General features: G+C 69.9%; 20 protein-coding genes, 1 tRNA gene and 1 other RNA gene. 9 read left to right on the forward strand and 13 right to left on the reverse strand.

Annotated features, from left to right (window positions below; translation table 11 throughout):
* Nucleotides 1-11 precede the first annotated feature (11 nt).
* Genes ACFWCH_RS13060 through dapF form a run of 5 tightly spaced genes read left to right on the forward strand, consistent with a single transcriptional unit; the run spans nt 12 to nt 4,715 of the window.
* Nucleotides 12-752, forward strand: a complete 741-nt coding sequence (locus ACFWCH_RS13060) for a regulatory protein RecX (RefSeq protein ID WP_240745394.1) — start codon at nt 12-14, stop codon at nt 750-752.
* Nucleotides 753-799: 47 nt separating this feature from the next.
* Nucleotides 800-2,344 carry a tRNA (N6-isopentenyl adenosine(37)-C2)-methylthiotransferase MiaB gene (gene miaB / locus ACFWCH_RS13065; protein WP_136035003.1) on the forward strand — a complete coding sequence of 515 codons (1,545 nt, stop codon included), beginning with the start codon at nt 800-802 and terminating at the stop codon, nt 2,342-2,344.
* A complete protein-coding gene (gene miaA / locus ACFWCH_RS13070) occupies nt 2,341-3,252 on the forward strand; it encodes a tRNA (adenosine(37)-N6)-dimethylallyltransferase MiaA (protein WP_136035000.1) in 912 nt (303 codons plus the stop codon). The genes miaB and miaA overlap by 4 nt, the downstream gene beginning before the upstream one ends.
* 32 nt (nt 3,253-3,284) lie before the next feature.
* Nucleotides 3,285-3,833: a dihydrofolate reductase family protein gene (locus ACFWCH_RS13075; protein ID WP_247638690.1), complete on the forward strand. Its 549-nt coding sequence runs from the start codon at nt 3,285-3,287 to the stop codon at nt 3,831-3,833.
* Nucleotides 3,834-3,842: 9 nt separating this feature from the next.
* Nucleotides 3,843-4,715, forward strand: a complete 873-nt coding sequence (gene dapF, locus ACFWCH_RS13080) for a diaminopimelate epimerase (RefSeq protein ID WP_378803639.1) — start codon at nt 3,843-3,845, stop codon at nt 4,713-4,715.
* An 8-nt stretch (nt 4,716-4,723) separates the two neighbouring features.
* Here dapF and ACFWCH_RS13085 read toward each other — a convergent pair whose 3' ends face one another.
* A complete protein-coding gene (locus ACFWCH_RS13085; RefSeq protein WP_136034994.1) occupies nt 4,724-5,365 on the reverse strand; it encodes a class I SAM-dependent methyltransferase in 642 nt (213 codons plus the stop codon).
* Nucleotides 5,366-5,431: 66 nt separating this feature from the next.
* Between ACFWCH_RS13085 and hflX the strand changes: the two genes are divergently transcribed.
* Nucleotides 5,432-6,943: a GTPase HflX gene (hflX, locus tag ACFWCH_RS13090; protein ID WP_136034992.1), complete on the forward strand. Its 1,512-nt coding sequence runs from the start codon at nt 5,432-5,434 to the stop codon at nt 6,941-6,943.
* Between the two features lie 9 nt (nt 6,944-6,952).
* Here hflX and ACFWCH_RS13095 read toward each other — a convergent pair whose 3' ends face one another.
* Entirely contained in the window at nt 6,953-7,618 is a 666-nt protein-coding gene (locus ACFWCH_RS13095; protein WP_378803640.1) for an SIMPL domain-containing protein, read from the reverse strand.
* Nucleotides 7,619-7,760: 142 nt separating this feature from the next.
* On the opposite strand from ACFWCH_RS13095, the gene ssrA reads away from it, so the two are divergent.
* Nucleotides 7,761-8,130, forward strand: a transfer-messenger RNA (tmRNA) gene (gene ssrA, locus ACFWCH_RS13100).
* 67 nt (nt 8,131-8,197) lie between these two features.
* Here ssrA and ACFWCH_RS13105 read toward each other — a convergent pair.
* Nucleotides 8,198-8,359, reverse strand: a complete 162-nt coding sequence (locus ACFWCH_RS13105; RefSeq protein WP_168387320.1) for a hypothetical protein — start codon at nt 8,357-8,359, stop codon at nt 8,198-8,200.
* A gap of 154 nt (nt 8,360-8,513) precedes the next feature.
* Between ACFWCH_RS13105 and ACFWCH_RS13110 the strand changes: the two genes are divergently transcribed.
* Nucleotides 8,514-11,378 carry an HAD-IC family P-type ATPase gene (locus tag ACFWCH_RS13110; protein WP_378803860.1) on the forward strand — a complete coding sequence of 955 codons (2,865 nt, stop codon included), beginning with the start codon at nt 8,514-8,516 and terminating at the stop codon, nt 11,376-11,378.
* Nucleotides 11,379-11,393: 15 nt separating this feature from the next.
* Here ACFWCH_RS13110 and ACFWCH_RS13115 read toward each other — a convergent pair whose 3' ends face one another.
* Both ACFWCH_RS13115 and ACFWCH_RS13120 read right to left on the reverse strand, forming a co-directional pair.
* The gene (locus ACFWCH_RS13115) at nt 11,394-11,960 is read right to left on the reverse strand and encodes a hypothetical protein (protein ID WP_378803641.1); all 567 of its coding nucleotides are present in this window, start codon (nt 11,958-11,960) and stop codon (nt 11,394-11,396) included.
* A gap of 26 nt (nt 11,961-11,986) precedes the next feature.
* The gene (locus ACFWCH_RS13120) at nt 11,987-12,787 is read right to left on the reverse strand and encodes an inositol monophosphatase family protein (RefSeq protein ID WP_240744682.1); all 801 of its coding nucleotides are present in this window, start codon (nt 12,785-12,787) and stop codon (nt 11,987-11,989) included.
* Nucleotides 12,788-12,953: 166 nt separating this feature from the next.
* Here ACFWCH_RS13120 and ACFWCH_RS13125 point away from each other — a divergent pair.
* Nucleotides 12,954-13,029 (forward strand) — tRNA-Lys (locus ACFWCH_RS13125).
* 75 nt (nt 13,030-13,104) lie between these two features.
* Here ACFWCH_RS13125 and ACFWCH_RS13130 read toward each other — a convergent pair.
* From ACFWCH_RS13130 to ACFWCH_RS13165, 8 genes are all read right to left on the reverse strand, one after another.
* Nucleotides 13,105-13,380 (reverse strand): hypothetical protein, encoded by a 276-nt coding sequence (locus ACFWCH_RS13130; RefSeq protein ID WP_136034984.1) that lies wholly within the window; start codon nt 13,378-13,380, stop codon nt 13,105-13,107.
* Nucleotides 13,381-13,408: 28 nt separating this feature from the next.
* Nucleotides 13,409-13,675 carry a hypothetical protein gene (locus ACFWCH_RS13135; protein ID WP_136034982.1) on the reverse strand — a complete coding sequence of 89 codons (267 nt, stop codon included), beginning with the start codon at nt 13,673-13,675 and terminating at the stop codon, nt 13,409-13,411.
* A 73-nt stretch (nt 13,676-13,748) separates the two neighbouring features.
* Nucleotides 13,749-14,087: an ATP-dependent DNA ligase gene (locus tag ACFWCH_RS13140; protein ID WP_136036733.1), complete on the reverse strand. Its 339-nt coding sequence runs from the start codon at nt 14,085-14,087 to the stop codon at nt 13,749-13,751.
* A 128-nt stretch (nt 14,088-14,215) separates the two neighbouring features.
* The gene (locus ACFWCH_RS13145) at nt 14,216-14,908 is read right to left on the reverse strand and encodes an SOS response-associated peptidase (RefSeq protein WP_136034978.1); all 693 of its coding nucleotides are present in this window, start codon (nt 14,906-14,908) and stop codon (nt 14,216-14,218) included.
* Nucleotides 14,909-15,019: 111 nt separating this feature from the next.
* A complete protein-coding gene (locus ACFWCH_RS13150) occupies nt 15,020-15,508 on the reverse strand; it encodes a YbaK/EbsC family protein (protein ID WP_136046200.1) in 489 nt (162 codons plus the stop codon).
* A 22-nt stretch (nt 15,509-15,530) separates the two neighbouring features.
* Nucleotides 15,531-16,769, reverse strand: a complete 1,239-nt coding sequence (locus tag ACFWCH_RS13155) for an MFS transporter (protein WP_378803642.1) — start codon at nt 16,767-16,769, stop codon at nt 15,531-15,533.
* Entirely contained in the window at nt 16,766-17,203 is a 438-nt protein-coding gene (locus ACFWCH_RS13160; RefSeq protein WP_136034971.1) for a MarR family winged helix-turn-helix transcriptional regulator, read from the reverse strand. The genes ACFWCH_RS13155 and ACFWCH_RS13160 overlap by 4 nt, the downstream gene beginning before the upstream one ends.
* Nucleotides 17,204-17,238: 35 nt before the next feature.
* Nucleotides 17,239-18,006 (reverse strand): IclR family transcriptional regulator, encoded by a 768-nt coding sequence (locus tag ACFWCH_RS13165; protein ID WP_372490590.1) that lies wholly within the window; start codon nt 18,004-18,006, stop codon nt 17,239-17,241.
* Nucleotides 18,007-18,014: the final 8 nt, after the last annotated feature.

Consider the following 18,014-nt stretch of genomic DNA (forward strand, 5'->3'; position numbering starts at 1 on the left):
ATCATTCGGGGGTGGACGCGCCGGCATCGACTGACGGCGCCGCGTCGTGGCGCTCGACCTGGCATCAGGCGCCGTCCGACTTCCCGCAGGAACCCGACGCGGGCACGCCGAGCGAACGGCATCCCGCACGCGGTCGACGCGGGCGATCGACAGCGGGCACCCCGGTCCCTCGGCTGCGCGCGATCGACGAGGGGACGCTCGGCGGGGCGGATGCCGAGCGGGGAGACGAGGACGGTCCCACCACGGAGGAGGTCCGTGTCGCGGCCGAAGAATCTCTGCTCCGCAAGCTTCGCACCCGCTCGTTGTCCGTCTCCGAAGCGCGCCTGGTCTTGAGAGGCCACGGGGTGGAGGCGAACGACGTCGACGACCTGATCGAGGATTTCTGCCGTCGCGGTTACCTCGACGACGCGGTGCTCGCCGAGATGCTCGTGACCTCGGGCGCCGAACGAAAGGGGCAGGGGCGTGTCGCGCTGTCCCGTGCGCTCGCCCAGCGCGGGATCCCGCGAGAGGTGATCCATGCGGCGCTGGAGGAACTCCCTGACGACGATGCGGAGCGGGCGCTGGAGTTCGCTCGCACCAAGGCGCGGTCTCTCAGCCGACTCGACGCCGACACGGCGCTTCGTCGCCTCACGGGTCAGCTGGCGCGGCGTGGTTATGCCGGATCGGTCGCGATGACCGCCGCCAAGACGGCGCTGCGCGAGGCGTCGTCCGGTGGTTCCGGGTCCGGCGTGCGCTTCGTGGATTCCGACTGAGGGTGCCGCCCTGAGCGCGGTGACGGGGCTCGTACAATGGACAGATCATGACTATCCCCCGCAGTGAACCGACGATCATCAGCGCCTCATCGGCGGCCGTCGACGACGACGGGCGACAGCGATCGTATGAGGTGCGTACCTTCGGGTGCCAGATGAACGTGCACGACTCCGAGCGGCTGTCCGGTTCGCTCGAGAGCGCGGGCTACGTCCCTGCGCCCGCGGGCAGTGAAGCCGACGTCGTCATCATCAACACGTGCGCCGTGCGCGACAATGCGGCGGGCAAGTTGTACGGCACTCTCGGACACCTCGCCGCGGTGAAGCGTCGGAAGGCGGGCATGCAGATCGCCGTCGGTGGCTGTCTCGCACAGATGGACAAGCAGGCGGTGCTCGACAAGGCGCCGTGGGTCGATGTCGTCTTCGGAACGCACAACATGGGCTCCCTGCCCGGCCTCCTCGAGCGCGCCCGCCACAACGGAGACGCGGAGCTGGAGATCCTCGAGTCGCTCGAGGTGTTCCCGTCCACGCTTCCGACCAAGCGCGACTCCGCCCACAGCGGTTGGGTGTCGATCTCGGTCGGCTGCAACAACACCTGCACGTTCTGCATCGTTCCGAGCCTTCGTGGCAAGGAGAAGGACCGCCGCCCGGGCGACATCCTCAACGAGATCCGGCTGCTGGTCGAGGACGGCGCGATCGAGGTCACCCTGCTCGGCCAGAACGTCAACTCGTATGGTGTGGAGTTCGGAGACCGCCAGGCCTTCGGCAAGCTGCTGCGCGCGGCCGGGCAGATCGAGGGCCTGGAGCGGATCCGATTCACGAGTCCGCATCCGGCCGCCTTCACCGACGACGTGATCGACGCGATGGCCGAGACACCGAGCGTGATGCCGCAGCTGCACATGCCGCTCCAGTCGGGCAGCGACCGCATCCTCAAGGCCATGCGGCGTTCGTACCGCAGCGAGCGTTTCCTGGGCATCCTCGATCGGGTGCGGGCACGCATCCCGCACGCGGCCATCACGACCGACATCATCGTCGGGTTCCCGGGTGAGACCGAGGAGGACTTCGAAGACACGATGCGGGTGGTCGAGCAGGCACGCTTCTCCGGAGCCTTCACGTTCCAGTACTCGATCCGGGAGGGCACACCGGCGGCGACGATGGCGGATCAGGTTCCGAAGGCCGTGGTGCAGGCCCGCTACGATCGCTTGATCGCACTGCAGGAGCGCATCTCGCTGGAAGAGAACCAGAAGCAGGTCGGCCGCGAGATCGAGGTGCTCGTGTCGACCGGGGAGGGCAAGAAGGACGCCGAGACCCACCGCCTGACGGGCCGAGGCGAGGACAACCGTCTCGTGCACTTCGAGGTCCCGCCGGGGTCGGAGCTTCCGCGCCCGGGTGACGTCGTCACGGTGACGGTCACGCACGCCGCGCCGTTCCACCTGCTGGCCGATGACCCCACCGGCGCGCCTCTGCGCATCCGCCGGACACGGGGCGGAGATGCCTGGGACCGCTCGCAGGCGGAGTCGTGCGCGGTGCCGTCACCGAGTGCGAGCGGGTCGAGCGCCGTGTCGCTCGGGCTTCCGACGCTGCGCGTCGGCGTGTGACCGCGCCGCGACTCTGGGCGATCGTCGGTGCCACGGGCACGGGCAAGAGCGACCTCGCCCTGGACCTGGCCGAAGCGCTGCGGCGTCAGGGTAACCCGGCCGAGATCATCAACGCCGACGCGATGCAGGTGTATCGCGGCATGGACATCGGCACGGCGAAGTTGCCGACCGCCGACCGTCGTGGCATTCCCCATCATCTCCTCGACGTGCGAGAGGTCACGCAGGATGCTGCTGCCGCTTGGTATCAGCCGCTGGCGCGTGCCGCGGTGCGCGACATCCAGGAGCGCGGCGGAGACGCCATCCTGGTCGGCGGCTCGGGTCTGTACGTCTCCAGCGTGATCTTCGACTTCGACTTCCCGCCGCGAGACCCGGCGGTGCGGAGGCGGCTGGAGCTCGAGTTCGAGGCCGAGGGGATCACGCCGTTGCTCGAGCGACTGCGGCTGCTCGATCCGACCACGGCGGAGCGCGTGGACCCCAGGAACAGCCGACGGGTCATCCGTGCGCTCGAAGTGGTGGAACAGGGGAGTGCTACGCACGGGGCAGCGCTTCCCGATGCGCCGACGCTGTGGATGCCGCAGACGCGGATCATCGGCCTGCGCCTGGACCGCGAGCCGCTCGTGCGCCGGCTGAACGACCGGGTCGACCGCATGTGGGCGCAGGGGCTGGTGGCGGAGGCCGAGAGTCTCCGTGGGCGTGGCCTGGAGAGCGGCACCACGGCTTCCCGCGCGATCGGCTACGCCCAGGCGCTGGGACAGTTGGACGGCCGGCTCACGGAGGCGGAGGCGATCGCGGAGACGCAGGCCCTCACCCGCCGGTACGCCCGCCGTCAGGTGTCGTGGTTCAAGCGTTACCCGCAGCTCGAGTGGCACGACGTGCCGACCTCCGCGGAGCAGCTTCTCGCCGACTGACGAGTGTCGGTGCCCGGTGCAAGACTGCGCGCATGGCCACTCACTTCTACACCGCCTCCAGTCTCGATGGGTTCATCGCCACGCTCGACCATTCACTCGACTGGCTGCTGAGCCTGGACATCGATCTGGAGGGGCCGATGGCGTACCCGTCGTTCGAGAAGAATGTCGGCGCCCTCGTGATGGGGGCGTCCACCTACGAGTGGGTGATGCGGCACGAGGAGGGACGGTGGGGGTACACCCAGCCGACGTGGGTGCTCACGCACCGCGACCTCGAGCTGCCCGCGGGGGCGGCCGTCGAACTCACCAGCGACGCCGTGAGCGAGGTGCACGCCCGCGCGGTGGCGGCGGCGGAAGGTCGCGATGTCTGGATCGTCGGCGGGGGAGACGTCGCCGGGCAGTTCGCCGACGCCGGGCTTCTCGACGAGGTCTGGGTGCAATACGCCCCGGTCACCCTCGGGTCAGGTGCACCGCTTCTTCCTCGTCGACTCGATCTGGAGTTGCTCGAGGTCGCGCGCAACCGCAGCTTCCTGTGCGGGCGCTATCGCGTCGTCCGCGACGAGGGGGGAACGAACCGTCCCTAGACTGGGAGCATGGTCGCATTCACCAAGGGGCACGGCACCGGCAACGACTTCATCATCATCGCCGACCCCGATGGGCAGCTGCCTCTGTCACAGGAGCAGGTGGCTGTGCTCTGCGACCGCCACTTCGGCATCGGCGCAGACGGGGTCCTGCGGGTCGTCCGCTCTGCGTCCCTTCCGGAGGGCGCTGCGGCGCTGGCGGAAGAGCCCGCCGCGGAGTGGTTCATGGACTATCGCAACGCCGACGGCTCGGTCGCGGAGATGTGCGGCAACGGGATCCGCGTGTTCGTGCACTATCTGGTGCGTTCCGGTCTCGCGAGTATCGAGCAGGGCGCGACGCTGCCGATCGGTACCAGGGCCGGAGTGCGCCACGTGACCCGCAGCGCGAACGGCTACCAGGTCGACCTCGGGGCGTGGCGCCTGTCGGGCGACGACCCACTCGTCCGTGCGGATGGGCTCACCGTGACCCGCCCCGGCCTCGGCATCGATCTGGGCAACCCGCACGTCGTAGTCGCGCTGGCATCCGAGGCCGAACTCGCGCTGCTCGAGCTCACGCGTGCACCCGAGCTCGAACCCGCCCTTCCTGCGGGCGCCAACGTCGAGTTCGTCGTCCCGGGTGAACCCCTGGTCCGCGACGGCATCGGCCATGTGCGCATGCGGGTCTCCGAGCGCGGCGTCGGCGAGACGCTCAGCTGCGGAACCGGTGTCGCGGCGACGGCCCTCGCCGTGCGGTACTGGGCGGGTGCGCAGGCGCCGAACAACTGGCAGGTCGAGGTGCCCGGTGGCACACTGGCCGTGCGGATGTTCCCGGCGGAGGACGGCGAGCACGTCGCGCTCTCCGGGCCTGCGCAGCTGGTCTTCCAGGGTGAGATCGACCTGCTCTGAGGCGCGGATCAGACCAGCGCGATCGGCTCCGTCGGTGGCGTGCCGTGCTTGCGCACCTTCAGGATGCGGTAGCCCTTGCCGGTCGCGGTGCGGAAGACGCTGAAGCCGGGGTGGAACGTGCTGGCGATCCACCGCTGCAGGGAGTCGGCACCCAGATTGCGCTGCACCACGAGCCAGGCATCGCTGCGCTCGTCGAGCCGGGGGATCCACCGTTCGAGAAGCCCGTGGAGCTCGTTCTTCCCCACGCGGATCGGCGGGTTGGAGCGGATGGTGCGGAAGGTCACGTCGTCGGGAACATCTCCGGGCAGCGCGGCGTTGACATTGGTGAGGCCGAGCGCGGAAGCATTGCGACGCACGAGGTCGAGCGCACGTTCATTCACGTCCACCGCCCAGACGGTGGCGTGCGGTGAAGCCAGAGCCATCGACAGGGCGATGGGTCCCCAGCCGCTGCCGAGGTCGAGAAGATGGCCGCCGGGTGGAACGGGCGGAGTGTTGGCGAGAAGGACCGCGGTTCCGGCATCGAGCCGATCCGGGCTGAAGACCCCACCGGCGGTGGTCATCTCCAGCTCGCGCCCTGCCAGGGATACACGGATCGTGCGCAGGTTCTCGGGGCTTGCCGGGGCCGCAGTGAAGTAGTGGTCGGACCCCATACGGTGAGCGTACCGGACGGTGCGGGCTAAGGTTAAGGCTCGCGAGGAAACCAGAGACAGGAACGGATGACGGAGACGAAGATCCCCTCCACCGACGACCAGACGGTCGACCGAGTGCTTTCGAACGCGGAGAAGCGATCGGAGGTCCGCGTCTTCGGCGCCGCCCAGGCCCTGCAGGACGAGGCCACGGCCGCGCACTCGCAGACCGACGGTCAGCAGTGGGACCTCGAAGATCGGCATGCGCTGCGTCGCGTGGCCGGACTCTCGACCGAACTGGAAGACGTCACCGAGGTCGAGTACCGACAGCTACGGCTCGAGAACGTCGTGCTGGTGGGCGTGTACCCGCAGGGGGCGCAGGAAGACGCGGAGAACTCGCTGCGCGAGCTGGCCGCGCTGGCCGAGACGGCGGGTGCCGTGGTCCTGGACGGCGTGCTGCAGCGGAGGCCCCACCCTGACGCCGCGACCTACCTCGGACGAGGCAAGGCGCAGGAGCTGAAGGACATCGTGGCCGCGGTCGGGGCGGACACCGTCATCGCGGATACCGAACTGGCGCCCAGCCAGCGTCGCGCCCTCGAAGACGTCGTCAAGGTCAAGGTGATCGACCGCACGACCGTGATCCTCGACATCTTCAGCCAGCACGCGAAGAGCCGCGAGGGCAAGGCCCAGGTCGAGCTCGCACAGCTCGAGTACCTCCTTCCGCGGCTGCGCGGATGGGGTGAGTCCATGAGCCGCCAGGCCGGTGGGCAGGTCGGCGCAGGCGGCGCGGGGATGGGATCGCGCGGCCCGGGTGAGACGAAGATCGAGCTGGATCGTCGTCGCATCCGCACGAAGATGGCGCTGCTGCGCAAGCAGATCCGCGACTTCGCGCCGGCTCGCGAGGCCAAGCGGGCCGAGCGCAAGCGCAACACGATTCCCTCCGTCGCGATCGCGGGCTATACCAACGCCGGCAAGTCCAGCCTTCTGAACGCCCTGACGAGCGCCGGCGTGCTCGTCGAGAACGCCCTCTTCGCCACCCTTGACGCGACCGTGCGCCGATCGGCGACCGAGGACGGCCGTGTCTACACCCTCACCGACACGGTGGGCTTCGTGCGGAACCTGCCGCACCAGCTGGTCGAGGCTTTCCGCTCCACGCTGGAAGAGGTCGGCGACGCCGATGTCGTGTTGCACGTCGTCGACGGGTCGCACCCCGACCCGGCCGGCCAGCTGCAGACGGTTCGCGACGTGATGGGCGACGTCGGGGTGCGCGACCTGCCGGAGATCGTGGTCTTCAACAAGGCCGACCTGATCCCCGAGGATGAGCGTCTCGTGCTGCGCGGCCTGGAGCCGCACGCGCACTTCGTGTCGTCGCGCTCAGGGGAGGGCATCGACGAGCTGCGGTCCGCGATTGAGGCGGCACTGCCCCAGCCCGCGGTCGAGATTCGTGCGGTGGTCCCGTACGACCGGGGCGACCTCGTCGCCGCGATCCACGAGACGGGCATGCTGCTGTCCGTCGAGCATCAGGAGCAGGGAAGCGCCGTGCACGCCCGGGTGTCCGAGCGTCTGGCGGCCGAGCTGGCGCCGTTCGTCGCGGAGGGGTGAGTTCCGCGCTCAGCGGGCGAGGAAACGCGCCTCGACGGTTGCCGAGATGACGATCTCCTCCGGCTCGTACTGCATGGAGGGTGCGGCGTCGGCGGCGAACGCGACCGCTCCGCGAGCCTTCATCAGGGGCGTACCGGGGCCGGGGTGGCCGGGGGCGATCAGCCCGACGTCGGCCAGTTCGACGGGCGAGACCTGATGGAGGCCGACGGCACCCGCGTACGCCTCGGCGCGCAGCGCGGCGGCCTCCACGGCGCGGGCCGCGACCTCGCGTTCGACACGGGTGCGGGTCTCGGGGGTGAGATGCCAGTCCACCCAACCGACCTCGACTCCCTCCCGCGCTGAGACCTCGGTGACCCACAGGGAGAGCTCGCCGTCCTCCGCGAACGTCGCGGTGAAGTCGACGCCGGCCATGTAGACGGGCGCGAGGCGCGAGCCATCGCTGCTCCACGGGCGCTCCGCCCGGACGCTGAGGTTCGCGCTGCTCCAGTCGAGCGCTGACCCGGTCTTCGTGCGCTCGGCGAGGTCTTCGCGCACGGGCTCGGAGAGACGCAGGGCTTCGTCGACCACGGGGCCGCGCTCCGGCCCCTCGGCACGGACGGAGACACGGACGATGGCACGCTCGGGGCGGACCCGCACTTCGTGCTCACCACGGACGGTGACGATGACCTCGCTCATGCGCCGACTCTACGCGAGCCGGTCGGGGCAGGGGCGGAATGGCGAAGGGCCTCCGAACGTTGTAACCTGTGATGCTCGGGTGCATGTCGCCCGGCCTGGTAATTCCACAGTGTGACAGCGGCTCCTTCGCGAGAAGGACCACGGGGCTGATCGGTTTCGACAGCGCCTGTGAATCCACGAGAAGCGGGCCGAGGATGCAGAGTTATCTCGTAAACGCTCTCTGCAAAACAATAGTTGCCGAATCCAAGCGCAACGACTTCGCCCTCGCTGCCTAAGCGAGCCCGATAGTCCGTCAGACCGTATGTGATTCCGATACGGATCCTGGCGTCATCTAGGAATCTTGCTGCGTGACGGCGTCTGGACGTCACGCGGGACTCTTCCCAGGCTGGGCTCGTCGACTTAGGTGTCTGTGACAAAGGTCGGAGCCGAGCAGAACGCTTCCACAGACTGCGCCCGGAGAAGGCGTGGAGACTCAGCGTTGGACGGGGGTTCGATTCCCCCCAGCTCCACCAGGTCGCTGTCACAGACGAAGCCCCCGTGTTCCTCATGAACACGGGGGCTTCGTCGTTCCGAGACCAGCTAGTCGGCGTCGGTGCCGTCGTGAGCCTCCACGTCGTCGTCGCCGGTGGGTGGCACCGTGGGCGGTTCGCCCTTGTTGTCCTCGGCGCCGAGGTTGTCGTTCTCGTCGGGCCCGGGGGAGGATTCGGTGCTGATGTCGTTGCGGTGGCTGTCGCTACTCATGCGCGTTCCTTTCTGGGTGACTTCCTCCAGCCTCTCCTCCCGGAGGATCGGGGGCCAGACGGTTGACAATGCGACCACGCGCGGCCCAGGGAGCAGACGCGGAGGAGGGCATGCCGCAGGAGACGCCGGCGCAGCCTATATTGAGGCCGTGACGATGACCCCGCCCACGCCCGCCGACGGACTCACGCGCGCCCAGGTGGCGGAACGCGTCTCGACGGGCCGAACGAACGCGTTCACGGCCGATACGAGCCGGAGCGCCTGGAGCATCGTCCGCGCGAACGTGTTCACCATCTTCAACGGGATCGTGTTCGCGTGCTTCTTCGTGCTGTTCGCGATCGGGCGGTGGCAGGATGCCCTTTTCGGTCTCGCCGCGTTCTCCAACGCGATCATCGGCTGCGTGCAGGAGTTCCGAGCGAAAGCGGCCCTCGATCGCCTCGCCCTGATGAACGCCCCGCGTGCGCTCGTCCGACGGGACGGTGCCGAGACGGAGGTGGTCCCCGGCGATGTGGTGCTCGACGACGTGCTCGTGCTGCGTGCCGGCGAACAGGTCCCGGCCGACGCCACGGTCACGCAGTCCCGCGGGCTGCAGATCGACGAGTCGATGCTCACCGGCGAGTCGGACCCGGTCGAGAAGCACCCGGGCGATGAGGCGCTGTCGGGGGCGGTCGTCGTCGCCGGCGAAGGGCTCGCCGTCACCACCCGCGTCGGGGCGGACTCGTACGCGAACCGGTTCGCGGGTGAGGCGCGGCGGTTCTCGCTGGTGGCGAGCGAGCTCCGGTCGTCGATCGATCGCGTCCTCACCTGGGTGGGCTGGATCATCGGTCCCGTCGGGCTCCTCGTGCTGAACGCGCAGATCATCGTGACCGGCGGCTATGCGACGGCGTTCAGCTCAGGCTCGTGGCAGCAGGCGGTGGTCAACACGATCGCCGCGTTGACCGCGATGATTCCGCTCGGCCTCGTCTTGATGACCAGCATCGCGTTCGCGGTCGGAGCGTCGCGGCTCGCGCGTCGACAGGTGCTGGTGAACGAGCTGCCGGCGGTCGAGGGGCTCGCTCGTGTCGACGTCGTGTGCCTCGACAAGACCGGCACGCTCACGGTGGGCGACATCGTCTTCGACGCCGAGCACACGATCGGCGGCGCGTCTCCGTCCCGTGCAGACGAGGTGGCCGCCGTGCTGGCCTGGTATGCGGCAGCTCCGGACGCGAACTCGACGGCCCGTTCCCTGCGCGCCGACCACCCGGTGCGCGCACCGCTGCACGTCCGCGGAGACATCCCGTTCTCCTCGGCGCGCAAATGGAGCGCCACGGTGTTCGAGGAGGTCGACGGCACCTGGGTGATGGGGGCACCGGAGATGATCTTCGGCGACGAGGCCACCTCGAGCAGCACCGAGCTCGGCCGCACGGTCACGAGGCTCGCGGAGAGCGGGCGCCGCACGCTGGTCCTCGCGCGGGCGGAACAGCCGCTGTCCGAGTCGGAGATCGCCGAGGAGCGCCTGCCCGCCGGACTGGCCCCCGTCCGCGTCCTCACCTTCCGCGAACAGGTGCGTCCTGACGCCGCGCAGACGCTGGAGTACTTCCGCCGCCAGGAGGTGGCCATCCGCATCATCTCCGGAGACAACCCGCGGACCGTGGCGGCGATCGCGCGCGAGGTCGGACTCGACGTGGAGGAGGGGTTCGACGCGCGGGAGCTCCCCGACGACGATGCCGAGCTCGCCCGGCTCCTCGACAGCCAGCAGGTGTTCGGGCGGGTGACGCCGGAGCAGAAGAAGCGCATGGTGACCGCGCTGCAGAGCCACGGACACACCGTCGCCATGACCGGAGACGGGGTCAACGACGCCCTGGCGATCAAGACGGCCGACATCGGGATCGCCATGAACTCCGGCTCGCCGGCGACGAAGGCCGTCGCGCGCCTCGTCCTGCTCGACGGGCAGTTCTCCCACCTGCCCGACGTCGTGGCCGAGGGGCGGCAGGTCATCGCGAACATCGAACGCGTCTCGATGCTGTTCCTCACCAAGACGGCGTATGCGACGACCCTCGCCGTCGTGTTCGGTGCGCTGATCCTGGCCTTCCCGTTCCTCCCGCGCCAGCTGTCGATCACCGACGGCCTCACCATCGGGATCCCCGCGTTCTTCCTGGCGCTCATGCCGAACGCCTCGCGCTACCTCCCCGGCTTCCTGCGGCGATCCCTCAGCTTCGCGACCCCGGCCGGCGTCGTCGTGGCGGGCGGCCTCACCTGGTACGACGCTGTCGCGCGCGGTCTCGGCGTCTCCGAGGAGCAGCTGCGTACCGGCGCGACCGTGATCCTCGCGATCGTCGGCATCTGGGTGCTGGCGGTGCTGGCGCGGCCCCTCAATCGCTTCAAGGTCCTCGTGGTGGGCGCCATGTTCGTGCTGCTCGTCGGCATCTTCAGCCTGCCGCCGGCGCGCAGCTTCTTCGCCCTGGTCGATCCGGGGGAGGAGCTCGCGCTGGCCCTCACCGGGATCGTCGCGGTGATGATCGCCGCGATCGAGATCATCCGGTTCGTCCATCGCCGCGTCGTCGTCGATCGTGTTCGTCCGAGCGGCGACCGCACCGGCGAAACCGAGCGCGCCGCTCAGGCTGCCCGCGGCAGCACCGTGGCGCGGGTCCTCACGAATGGGGTCGCAGCCCTCGCCTATGTCTTCGGCCTGCTCGCCACGGCGTTCGGTGTGCTGGTGTTCCTCTCGCGCTACGAGGGGACGGTGGGACGGACGGCGTTCTCGCTCCTCGGCGCATCGATCGCCCTGTTCGGGCTCCTGGTGCTCGCGATCGCGGCGGGCGTGCGGCGGGGCAGCGGGTTGTCGCGCCTGTTGCTCACGATCGTGCTGACGCTCGCCATCGCGGTCAGCGTCGCGGTGCTGCTCGCGGGGGATCGCTGGGACTGGGGTGCCGGGATCACGGGGCTGGTCGCGGGCGTGCTCGTGACCCTGCTGTGGACGCCGCCGACGACGCACCGGTTCGGGCGCATCCGCGACAGCTCGATGGGGCGCGGTCGCCCCTGAGCGGCCGCGGTGCCCTCAGTCGGCCCAGTCGACGAGCAGCAGGCTCTGGCGGGTGTCGGCGAACTTCACCCAGCCGTCGCCGAAGAGGTAGGTCATGCCGTAGCCGTCCTCATCGGTTCCCATCGAGAACTCCGGGTCTTCCGTGACGTACACGCCCCCTTCCGACTCCTCGCGCTGCCACCCCTCGGCGAGCAGCCCGGCCTGCGCCTCCGCCGCGTCCGCGGCGCTGACGCGGGCCCATCCGTACAGCTGACCGTGGTCCGAGGGCACCGAGAAGTCGGCCCAGAAGCAGAGCAGTCCGTCGGTGAATTCGACGCCCCCGGCCCGGAACTCCTTGCCCTGCGCACTCCAGCCGGCCGACGTCAGCGCGGCGACCGTGCCGTCGGAGATCATCGACTCGCACGTGAGCTCCTCGCCCGTGGGTTCGGGCGCCGGAACGGGGGCGGGGGAGGACGTCTCGACCGTGGTGTCGGCGGTGGCAGGAGGAGAGCGGGTGGGCTCGGCGTGCGGAGCCCCGCTGCAGCCCGCCAGCAGCAGCACCAGCAGCGCGCCGGTGGCGGCGGGAAGGCTGCGGGCGGTCATGGGGGTCCTCGGGATCGCGGTGGCGGTCAGTCGTCGTGCAGGAGCGCGAGGAGGTCCTGGTGAAGGACTCCGTTGGTGGCGAGTGTCGAGCGGGCGGAGATCGTCTCGCTGCCTTCGAAGGACGTCATCCGGCCGCCGGCTTCGCGCACGATCGCCACGGCGGCCGCGATGTCATACTCCTTCACATCGAACTCGGCCACCATGTCGAGGCGGCCCTCGGCCAGCAGCATGTAGGCGTACACGTCGCCGTAGGCGCGGTCCCGCCAGACCCGGTCCGACAGTCGGAGGAGGGCGTCGAGGTGCCCGGCGTCCCGCCACTGAGCGATGCTCTGGAAGCTCACGCTCGCGTCATCCAGGGAGGACACGGCGGAGACCGTCAGTCGTCGTTCCTCGCCGTCCACGGCGGTCCACGCGCCGTCGCCGGCGGCCGCCCACCAGCGTCGTCCCAGCGCGGGCATGCTCACCACCCCGACCTGGGGCACCCCGTCGACCGCCAGAGCGATCATGGTGCCCCACAGCGGCACGCCGCGCAGGAAATTCGCCGTCCCGTCGATCGGGTCGATGATCCACTGTCGGTCCGTGGCCCCCTGTGCGCCGAACTCCTCGCCGAAGATGCCGTCATCGGGCCGTTCGCTCTCGAGGATGCTGCGCACCGCACGCTCGGTCGCCAGGTCGGCGTCGGTGACATGCGATCGGTCGGCCTTGGTGGAGATCTCCAGATCCGCGGCGTCGAAGCGCGGCAGAGATTGGGCGTCCGCCGCGTCGGCGAGCCGGAGGGCGAGGGCAAGGTCGGCGCGCAGGTCGGTCGCGGCAGGGGGCTGAGTCACGCTCCCAGGATAGTGGCGGTGACCGCGCCGCCCTGAGTGACCATCGGCCACCGTGGCTGCGTCCCGAGGTGTACGCGTGTGCTTGGCGCGCCCGGGCGGCACACGATTTCGTCGGCGGCTGATCGGCTGGTAATGTAATTCCTCGGTCGGGGTTATCCCGGGCCACGCACCTCTAGCTCAATCGGCAGAGCAACTGACTCTTAATCAGTGGGTTCAGGGTTCAAGTCCCTGGGGGTGCACCACGCAGAAGCCCTCGATCCGTGCTCCACGGTCGAGGGCTTCTCTCGTACGGTGCTCGTCCGGTCGACGGCGTGCGGTCAGGCGCGCCGGACGGACAGCATCTGCCAGCCCTCCGGAACCTTGGCCTCGAGCGACGCCATGTCCTCCGCCTCGATCTGCTCGACGCCGTCGACCCGGCGGAACGTTCCCGTGGCCTCCATCTTCGCCTCACCCTTCAGCATCCGCACCGGTGCGGATGCCAGGTCGAACCCAGGCTGCGCGTGGGCGGCCAGCTGTGTGCGCACATCCTCGAGGGACGTGCCGACGACGTCGGCGGTGGCGGTGCCGAGGGGGCGGATGAGGGCGATGAGCATCCTCCCAGCTTAGGAGGCGCGCGACGCGTCAGAGGTCCCAGTCGAGGGCGGATCGCAGGTCGACGGGAGGAGGCGCATCCGTGGTGCTCCGCCGCAGGTAGACCGCCACGCGAGAGTGCGCCGTGATCAGCACACTCGTCAGACTGTCGCCGGTGGCGAGATCGACGAAGGTCGGCTCGGAACGTGCCGCAGCCTCGATGCGCGTCATGAGGTCAGCCACGTCGGTGCTGGACGGGAGCGCGAAGTCGTGCCCATCGATCTCGATGTGCGTCGTGGTCGTCTCGGTGTTCCCCATGCGGTCCACGGTAGGCAGGGCTCACTGAGGCGGCAAGAGGGGTTGAACCAGCCTGCGCATCGTGTTACGGGGGTCACGCCGGGGCGAGGACCGCTTCGCGATCCGTCGGTGCCTGCTCTGCGGGCTCGGACACCAGGTACAGCCCGGTGGGGGCGTTGGCCGTGAACGCGAGTGCGTCGACCCAGGCCCGGTTGACGGCCGGCTGACGGCTGCCGCTGTACTTGAAGACGAGCGAGCTGCCCGCGTGCACCCATACCGTGGTGCGTCCGCCGCCGATGCTGGCGTCTTCCCGCCAGGTGAATCCGAACGGCTCCCCACGGCGGAGCTTCGCGGTCATGACGAGCTGGACGTGTGTGAGCGCCCGATCCTCGATCTCGACCTTCACGCTGTTCTCGTACACGAAACGACCCATGACCTGCTTCCTGTTCCGCCACAGAAACCTGTGCCAAGAGGCGCAACCAAGATGATCACTGGTGTGGTGTTCCTCTACGGTCTCACACATTCGAGGAACCGGATACCCCGGTCGGCGACAGGGGCGTCTCAGGCGACGGGATCGAGGAGGGTGGGGTCGGACGGGTCGAGCGTGCGGGTGTTGCTGACCTTGCGGTCCACGATGCGCCCACGGATCGTGGCGGCGACATCCGCCGAGCTATGGTCCAGCATCGCCAGCGCGTCGAGCTTCGCCTGCCCGGTCAGCTTGTCCGGGCTGAGCCAGGTGTCCCACGTGTCCGGCGTCAGGAAGGCCGGCATGCGGTCGTGGACCTCGCCGCTCGCGTCCCTGGCCTCCCTGGTGACCACGACGAAGCATCGCACCCGCTCTCCCTCGTGCTCCATGGACCACGTCAGTCCCGCGGCGGCGAGCAGGCCGTCGGCGTGCAGGAAGTGCGGGGTCTTCCGCCCCTTCTCGCCGGTCCACTCGAAGTAGCCGCGCATCGGGACGATGCACCGGGCCGCGGAGAACGCGGGTGCCCAGAACCCGGCCGCCAGCTTCTCCATCCTGGCGTTGATGAGCGGCGCGCGCTGGGGGCGGTTGGGCGGGCTCTGCCAGTCCCAGCGGACGAGCTCGAGGATGCGGCCCTCACCGCGGTCGCGGACGATCGGTGCGTTCTCGGTGGGGGCGATCGAGTAGGCGCCGTGCCACGACTTCCACCAGTCCTCGGGACGGCCGCCCTCGGCGACGAACTCGCGGATCAGCTCGTCGGTGGTCGCATCGTTCGCGAATCGTCCGCACATGTCTCACCCTCGCAGATCCGTGTCCGCCGATGCCCCGCGCACCGGACTCGATCGTCCCATCATGCTGCACGGGGTGCGCGGGTGCACGGCCCTGGATGCACGGAGCCCGGATCAGGCTCCGGCGACGTCGATCACGGTGCCGTGCGTGAGCTGCTCCAGTTCGGCGAAGGTGAGGGGCATCACCGTGTGCGGGTGCCCCGCGGCAGCCCAGATCTCCGGGAACGCCGTGAGTGCGCGGTCGAGGTAGGTCGGCAGCGGTGCCGGGTGCCCGACCGGTGCCACGCCGCCGATCGCCTGACCTGTCGCCTCCCGCACGACGGACGCCGGCGCCATCGAGACGTCCGTGGCGCCGACACTGCGCGCCAGGACGCCGAGGTCGACCCGGTGTCCGCCGCTCGTCATCACGAGCACCGGGTCACCGTCGGCGAGGAACACCAGGCTGTTGGCGATCGCGGCGATCTCGCAGCCGATGGCGGCCGCGGCCTCCGTCGCGGTTCGAGTGGAGTCGGGGAGGACCCGGATCTCCGCATCGACACCCGACTCGACGAGGTGCTGATGCACCAGGCGGCTGCGTTCGGGAAGCGAGGGCGCGTCGGTCATGGCACCACGGTAGTGGAGGCGCTCAGGCCGCGTCGCCGACGACGATGGCCTGGGCGTCCTCCGCCGCGGGGTCAGCGGGCTCGTCGTCGATGTGCGCGAGGGCACGACGGCCGAGGAACACGGTGAGCGCGGCGAGGAGCACCGCGACCGCCGTGAACAGGTACGGAACGGTCGCGCTGAACAGGTGCCACAGGAGTGCCGCGATCGGCGGAGCCATCGCGCCACCGAGGAAGCGGACGGCCGAGTAGGCGGACGATGCGACCGAGCGGGGCAGATCGGTGGCCTCCATCACGGCCTCGGTCAGCACCGTGTTCATGATGCCGAGCAGCAGGCCGCCCACGATGATGCACGCCACGAGCGCGGCGGCGCTGTCGACGACGAGTCCGGCGACCACGAGGTCGATCGCCAGCAGGGGCAGCACGACCAGGATGATCCGGGTGCGGGGCATGCGCCGCATCAGCACGGGTGCGACCCACACGCTGGTCACCGCGAGCGCGACACCCCAGCCGAAGAAGGTGAAGCCGATGCCCATCGCGCCGAAGCCCAGGGGGAACGGCGAGAACGCCAGCAGCACGAAGAAGCCGATGTTGTAGAACAGCGCGGCGACGGCGAGGATCGCGAGCGCGGGACGACGGAGTGCCGTGAACGGCGCGGAGAACGGAACGGGCGTGCGCTTCTCGCTCGGGCCGCGCAGCAGCAGGGACACCGCGATGAACGCGATCGCCATGAGCACGACGACACCGAAGAAGGGGCCGCGCCAGCTCTGCTCGCCGAGGATGCCGCCGAGCAGCGGACCCACGGCGATGCCCAGACCCAGGGCTGCCTCGTACAGCACGATCGCCGCGCCGCTGCCGCCCGAGGCTGCCCCGACGATGGTCGCGAGAGCCGTGGAGATGAACAGCGCGTTGCCGAGGCCCCAGCCCGCCCGGAACCCGATCACCGCGTCGACGCTGCCGCTCAGGGCGCAGAGCAGAGCGAACACCACGATCAGCGCGAGACCGACGAGGAGCGTCGCTTTGGCGCCGATACGGCTGGAGACCCAGCTGGTGACGAGCATCGCGAGGCCGGTGACGAGGAGGTAGCTGGTGAACAGCAGCTCGGTCTCGACCGGTGACGCCTCGAGCGACTCGGCGATGGCAGGCAGGATGGGGTCGACCAGCCCGATGCCCATGAACGCGACGACGCAGGCGAACGCGACCGCCCACACCTGCGCGGGCTGCCTCCAGACGGACGGGGTCGATGCGGCGGTGGTCTGGGTCACTGGTGGTCTCCTGCTCTGTCGGCGGTGGTGCGCTCGGCGAGGATCCGGGCCGCGCGGGTGAGCGCGGCCCAGTCGTCGTCGTCGAGGTCTGCGAATCGCGGGGCGATGGTGGAGCGGAACTCCGCCCTCCACTCGTCCACGGCTGCCGTCCCGGCCTCCGTGATGGCGACCGTGATCGCCCGGGAGTCGTCGGGATCGGGGGAGCGGTGCACGAGCCCCTCGCGTTCGAGGGTGCCGATCAGCCGCGTCATGCCGGGCTGGGTCGTGCGCGCCGCCGCGGCCAGCTCGCCCACGCGACGGGGCCCCGTCTGGGTGAGCAGGCTGAGGACGCGCCACTGTGCCGCCGGGGCGTCGTTTCCCGCGTCCTGAGCGGCGATCCGGCCGAGCGCGTACCCGGAGAGCACGAGCGACGGAATGACATCCACGCGATTCATACCAGCCAGTATATATCGCTTGGTATGTATATGCGTCAGCGGCGGGCGTTCGCGATCCGCGCCGAGAGCTGATGGGCGTGCGCCAGCAGGATGCGGCCCAGCTCGGCCTGGCGATCCGGTCCGAACCGGAAGGCCACACCGGTCAGGCTCAGCGCCCATTCCGGGCGCCCCGCGCGATCGAACACGGCGGCGCCCAGGCCCCAGCTGCCCTCCACGATGAGACCGGGGTTCACGGCGTACCCGCGCTCCTTGGTCTCCGCCAGTCGCGCACGCAGGGGAGCCCGCCCGTGGGCGCGACCCCAGCGGGTCTCCAGGTCGGGGTGCCGTTCGAGATAGGCATCCACATCGTGGTCCGGCAGGAAGGACAGGATCGCCAGGCCGGCGCTCGCGACACCGAGGGGGAAGCGCACCCCCTCGCTCAGGACGAAGGAGCGGATCGGGAACGAGCCCTCCTCGCGCAGCAGGCAGACGGTCTCGTCGGCACGGCGCACCGAGAAGAACGCGCTCTCCTCGGTCGTGACGGCGAGCGAGCGCACGATGTCGCGCGCGAGGCCGGTCACGTCGTAGCGCGCCGCCGCCACGGATCCCATCAGGAACAGCTCCGGCCCCGGCATCCAGCGCGCGCTGTCCGTGTCACGGTCGACCAGGCCCTCCACGCGGAGGGCGGTGAGCAGCCGATGCGCCGTGGAGCGCGACAGCCCCGAGGCGCGAGCGAGCTCCTGCAGCGTCGCGCCCTCCGCCCCGGACGCGGTGACCAGGCGCAGGAGCCCGGCCGCCCTCGCGATCGCCTGGGCCCCGGGCACGCTTCGAG

It is taken from the genome of Microbacterium sp. NPDC060132, from assembly GCF_042729675.1.
GTDB lineage: Bacteria > Actinomycetota > Actinomycetes > Actinomycetales > Microbacteriaceae > Microbacterium > Microbacterium sufflavum.

What these genes read in the sequence shown, in the direction of transcription:
- miaB (WP_136035003.1), top strand. Translation starts at nt 800, where the DNA reads ATGACTATCCCCCGCAGTGAACCGACGATCATCAGCGCCTCATCGGCG.
- ACFWCH_RS13075 (WP_247638690.1), top strand. Translation starts at nt 3,285, where the DNA reads ATGGCCACTCACTTCTACACCGCCTCCAGTCTCGATGGGTTCATCGCC.
- dapF (WP_378803639.1), top strand. Translation starts at nt 3,843, where the DNA reads ATGGTCGCATTCACCAAGGGGCACGGCACCGGCAACGACTTCATCATC.
- ACFWCH_RS13085 (WP_136034994.1), bottom strand. Translation starts at nt 5,365, where the DNA reads ATGGGGTCCGACCACTACTTCACTGCGGCCCCGGCAAGCCCCGAGAAC.
- hflX (WP_136034992.1), top strand. Translation starts at nt 5,432, where the DNA reads ATGACGGAGACGAAGATCCCCTCCACCGACGACCAGACGGTCGACCGA.
- ACFWCH_RS13095 (WP_378803640.1), bottom strand. Translation starts at nt 7,618, where the DNA reads ATGAGCGAGGTCATCGTCACCGTCCGTGGTGAGCACGAAGTGCGGGTC.
- ACFWCH_RS13105 (WP_168387320.1), bottom strand. Translation starts at nt 8,359, where the DNA reads ATGAGTAGCGACAGCCACCGCAACGACATCAGCACCGAATCCTCCCCC.
- ACFWCH_RS13110 (WP_378803860.1), top strand. Translation starts at nt 8,514, where the DNA reads ATGACCCCGCCCACGCCCGCCGACGGACTCACGCGCGCCCAGGTGGCG.
- ACFWCH_RS13115 (WP_378803641.1), bottom strand. Translation starts at nt 11,960, where the DNA reads ATGACCGCCCGCAGCCTTCCCGCCGCCACCGGCGCGCTGCTGGTGCTG.
- ACFWCH_RS13130 (WP_136034984.1), bottom strand. Translation starts at nt 13,380, where the DNA reads ATGCTCATCGCCCTCATCCGCCCCCTCGGCACCGCCACCGCCGACGTC.
- ACFWCH_RS13135 (WP_136034982.1), bottom strand. Translation starts at nt 13,675, where the DNA reads ATGGGGAACACCGAGACGACCACGACGCACATCGAGATCGATGGGCAC.
- ACFWCH_RS13140 (WP_136036733.1), bottom strand. Translation starts at nt 14,087, where the DNA reads ATGGGTCGTTTCGTGTACGAGAACAGCGTGAAGGTCGAGATCGAGGAT.
- ACFWCH_RS13145 (WP_136034978.1), bottom strand. Translation starts at nt 14,908, where the DNA reads ATGTGCGGACGATTCGCGAACGATGCGACCACCGACGAGCTGATCCGC.
- ACFWCH_RS13150 (WP_136046200.1), bottom strand. Translation starts at nt 15,508, where the DNA reads ATGACCGACGCGCCCTCGCTTCCCGAACGCAGCCGCCTGGTGCATCAG.
- ACFWCH_RS13160 (WP_136034971.1), bottom strand. Translation starts at nt 17,203, where the DNA reads ATGAATCGCGTGGATGTCATTCCGTCGCTCGTGCTCTCCGGGTACGCG.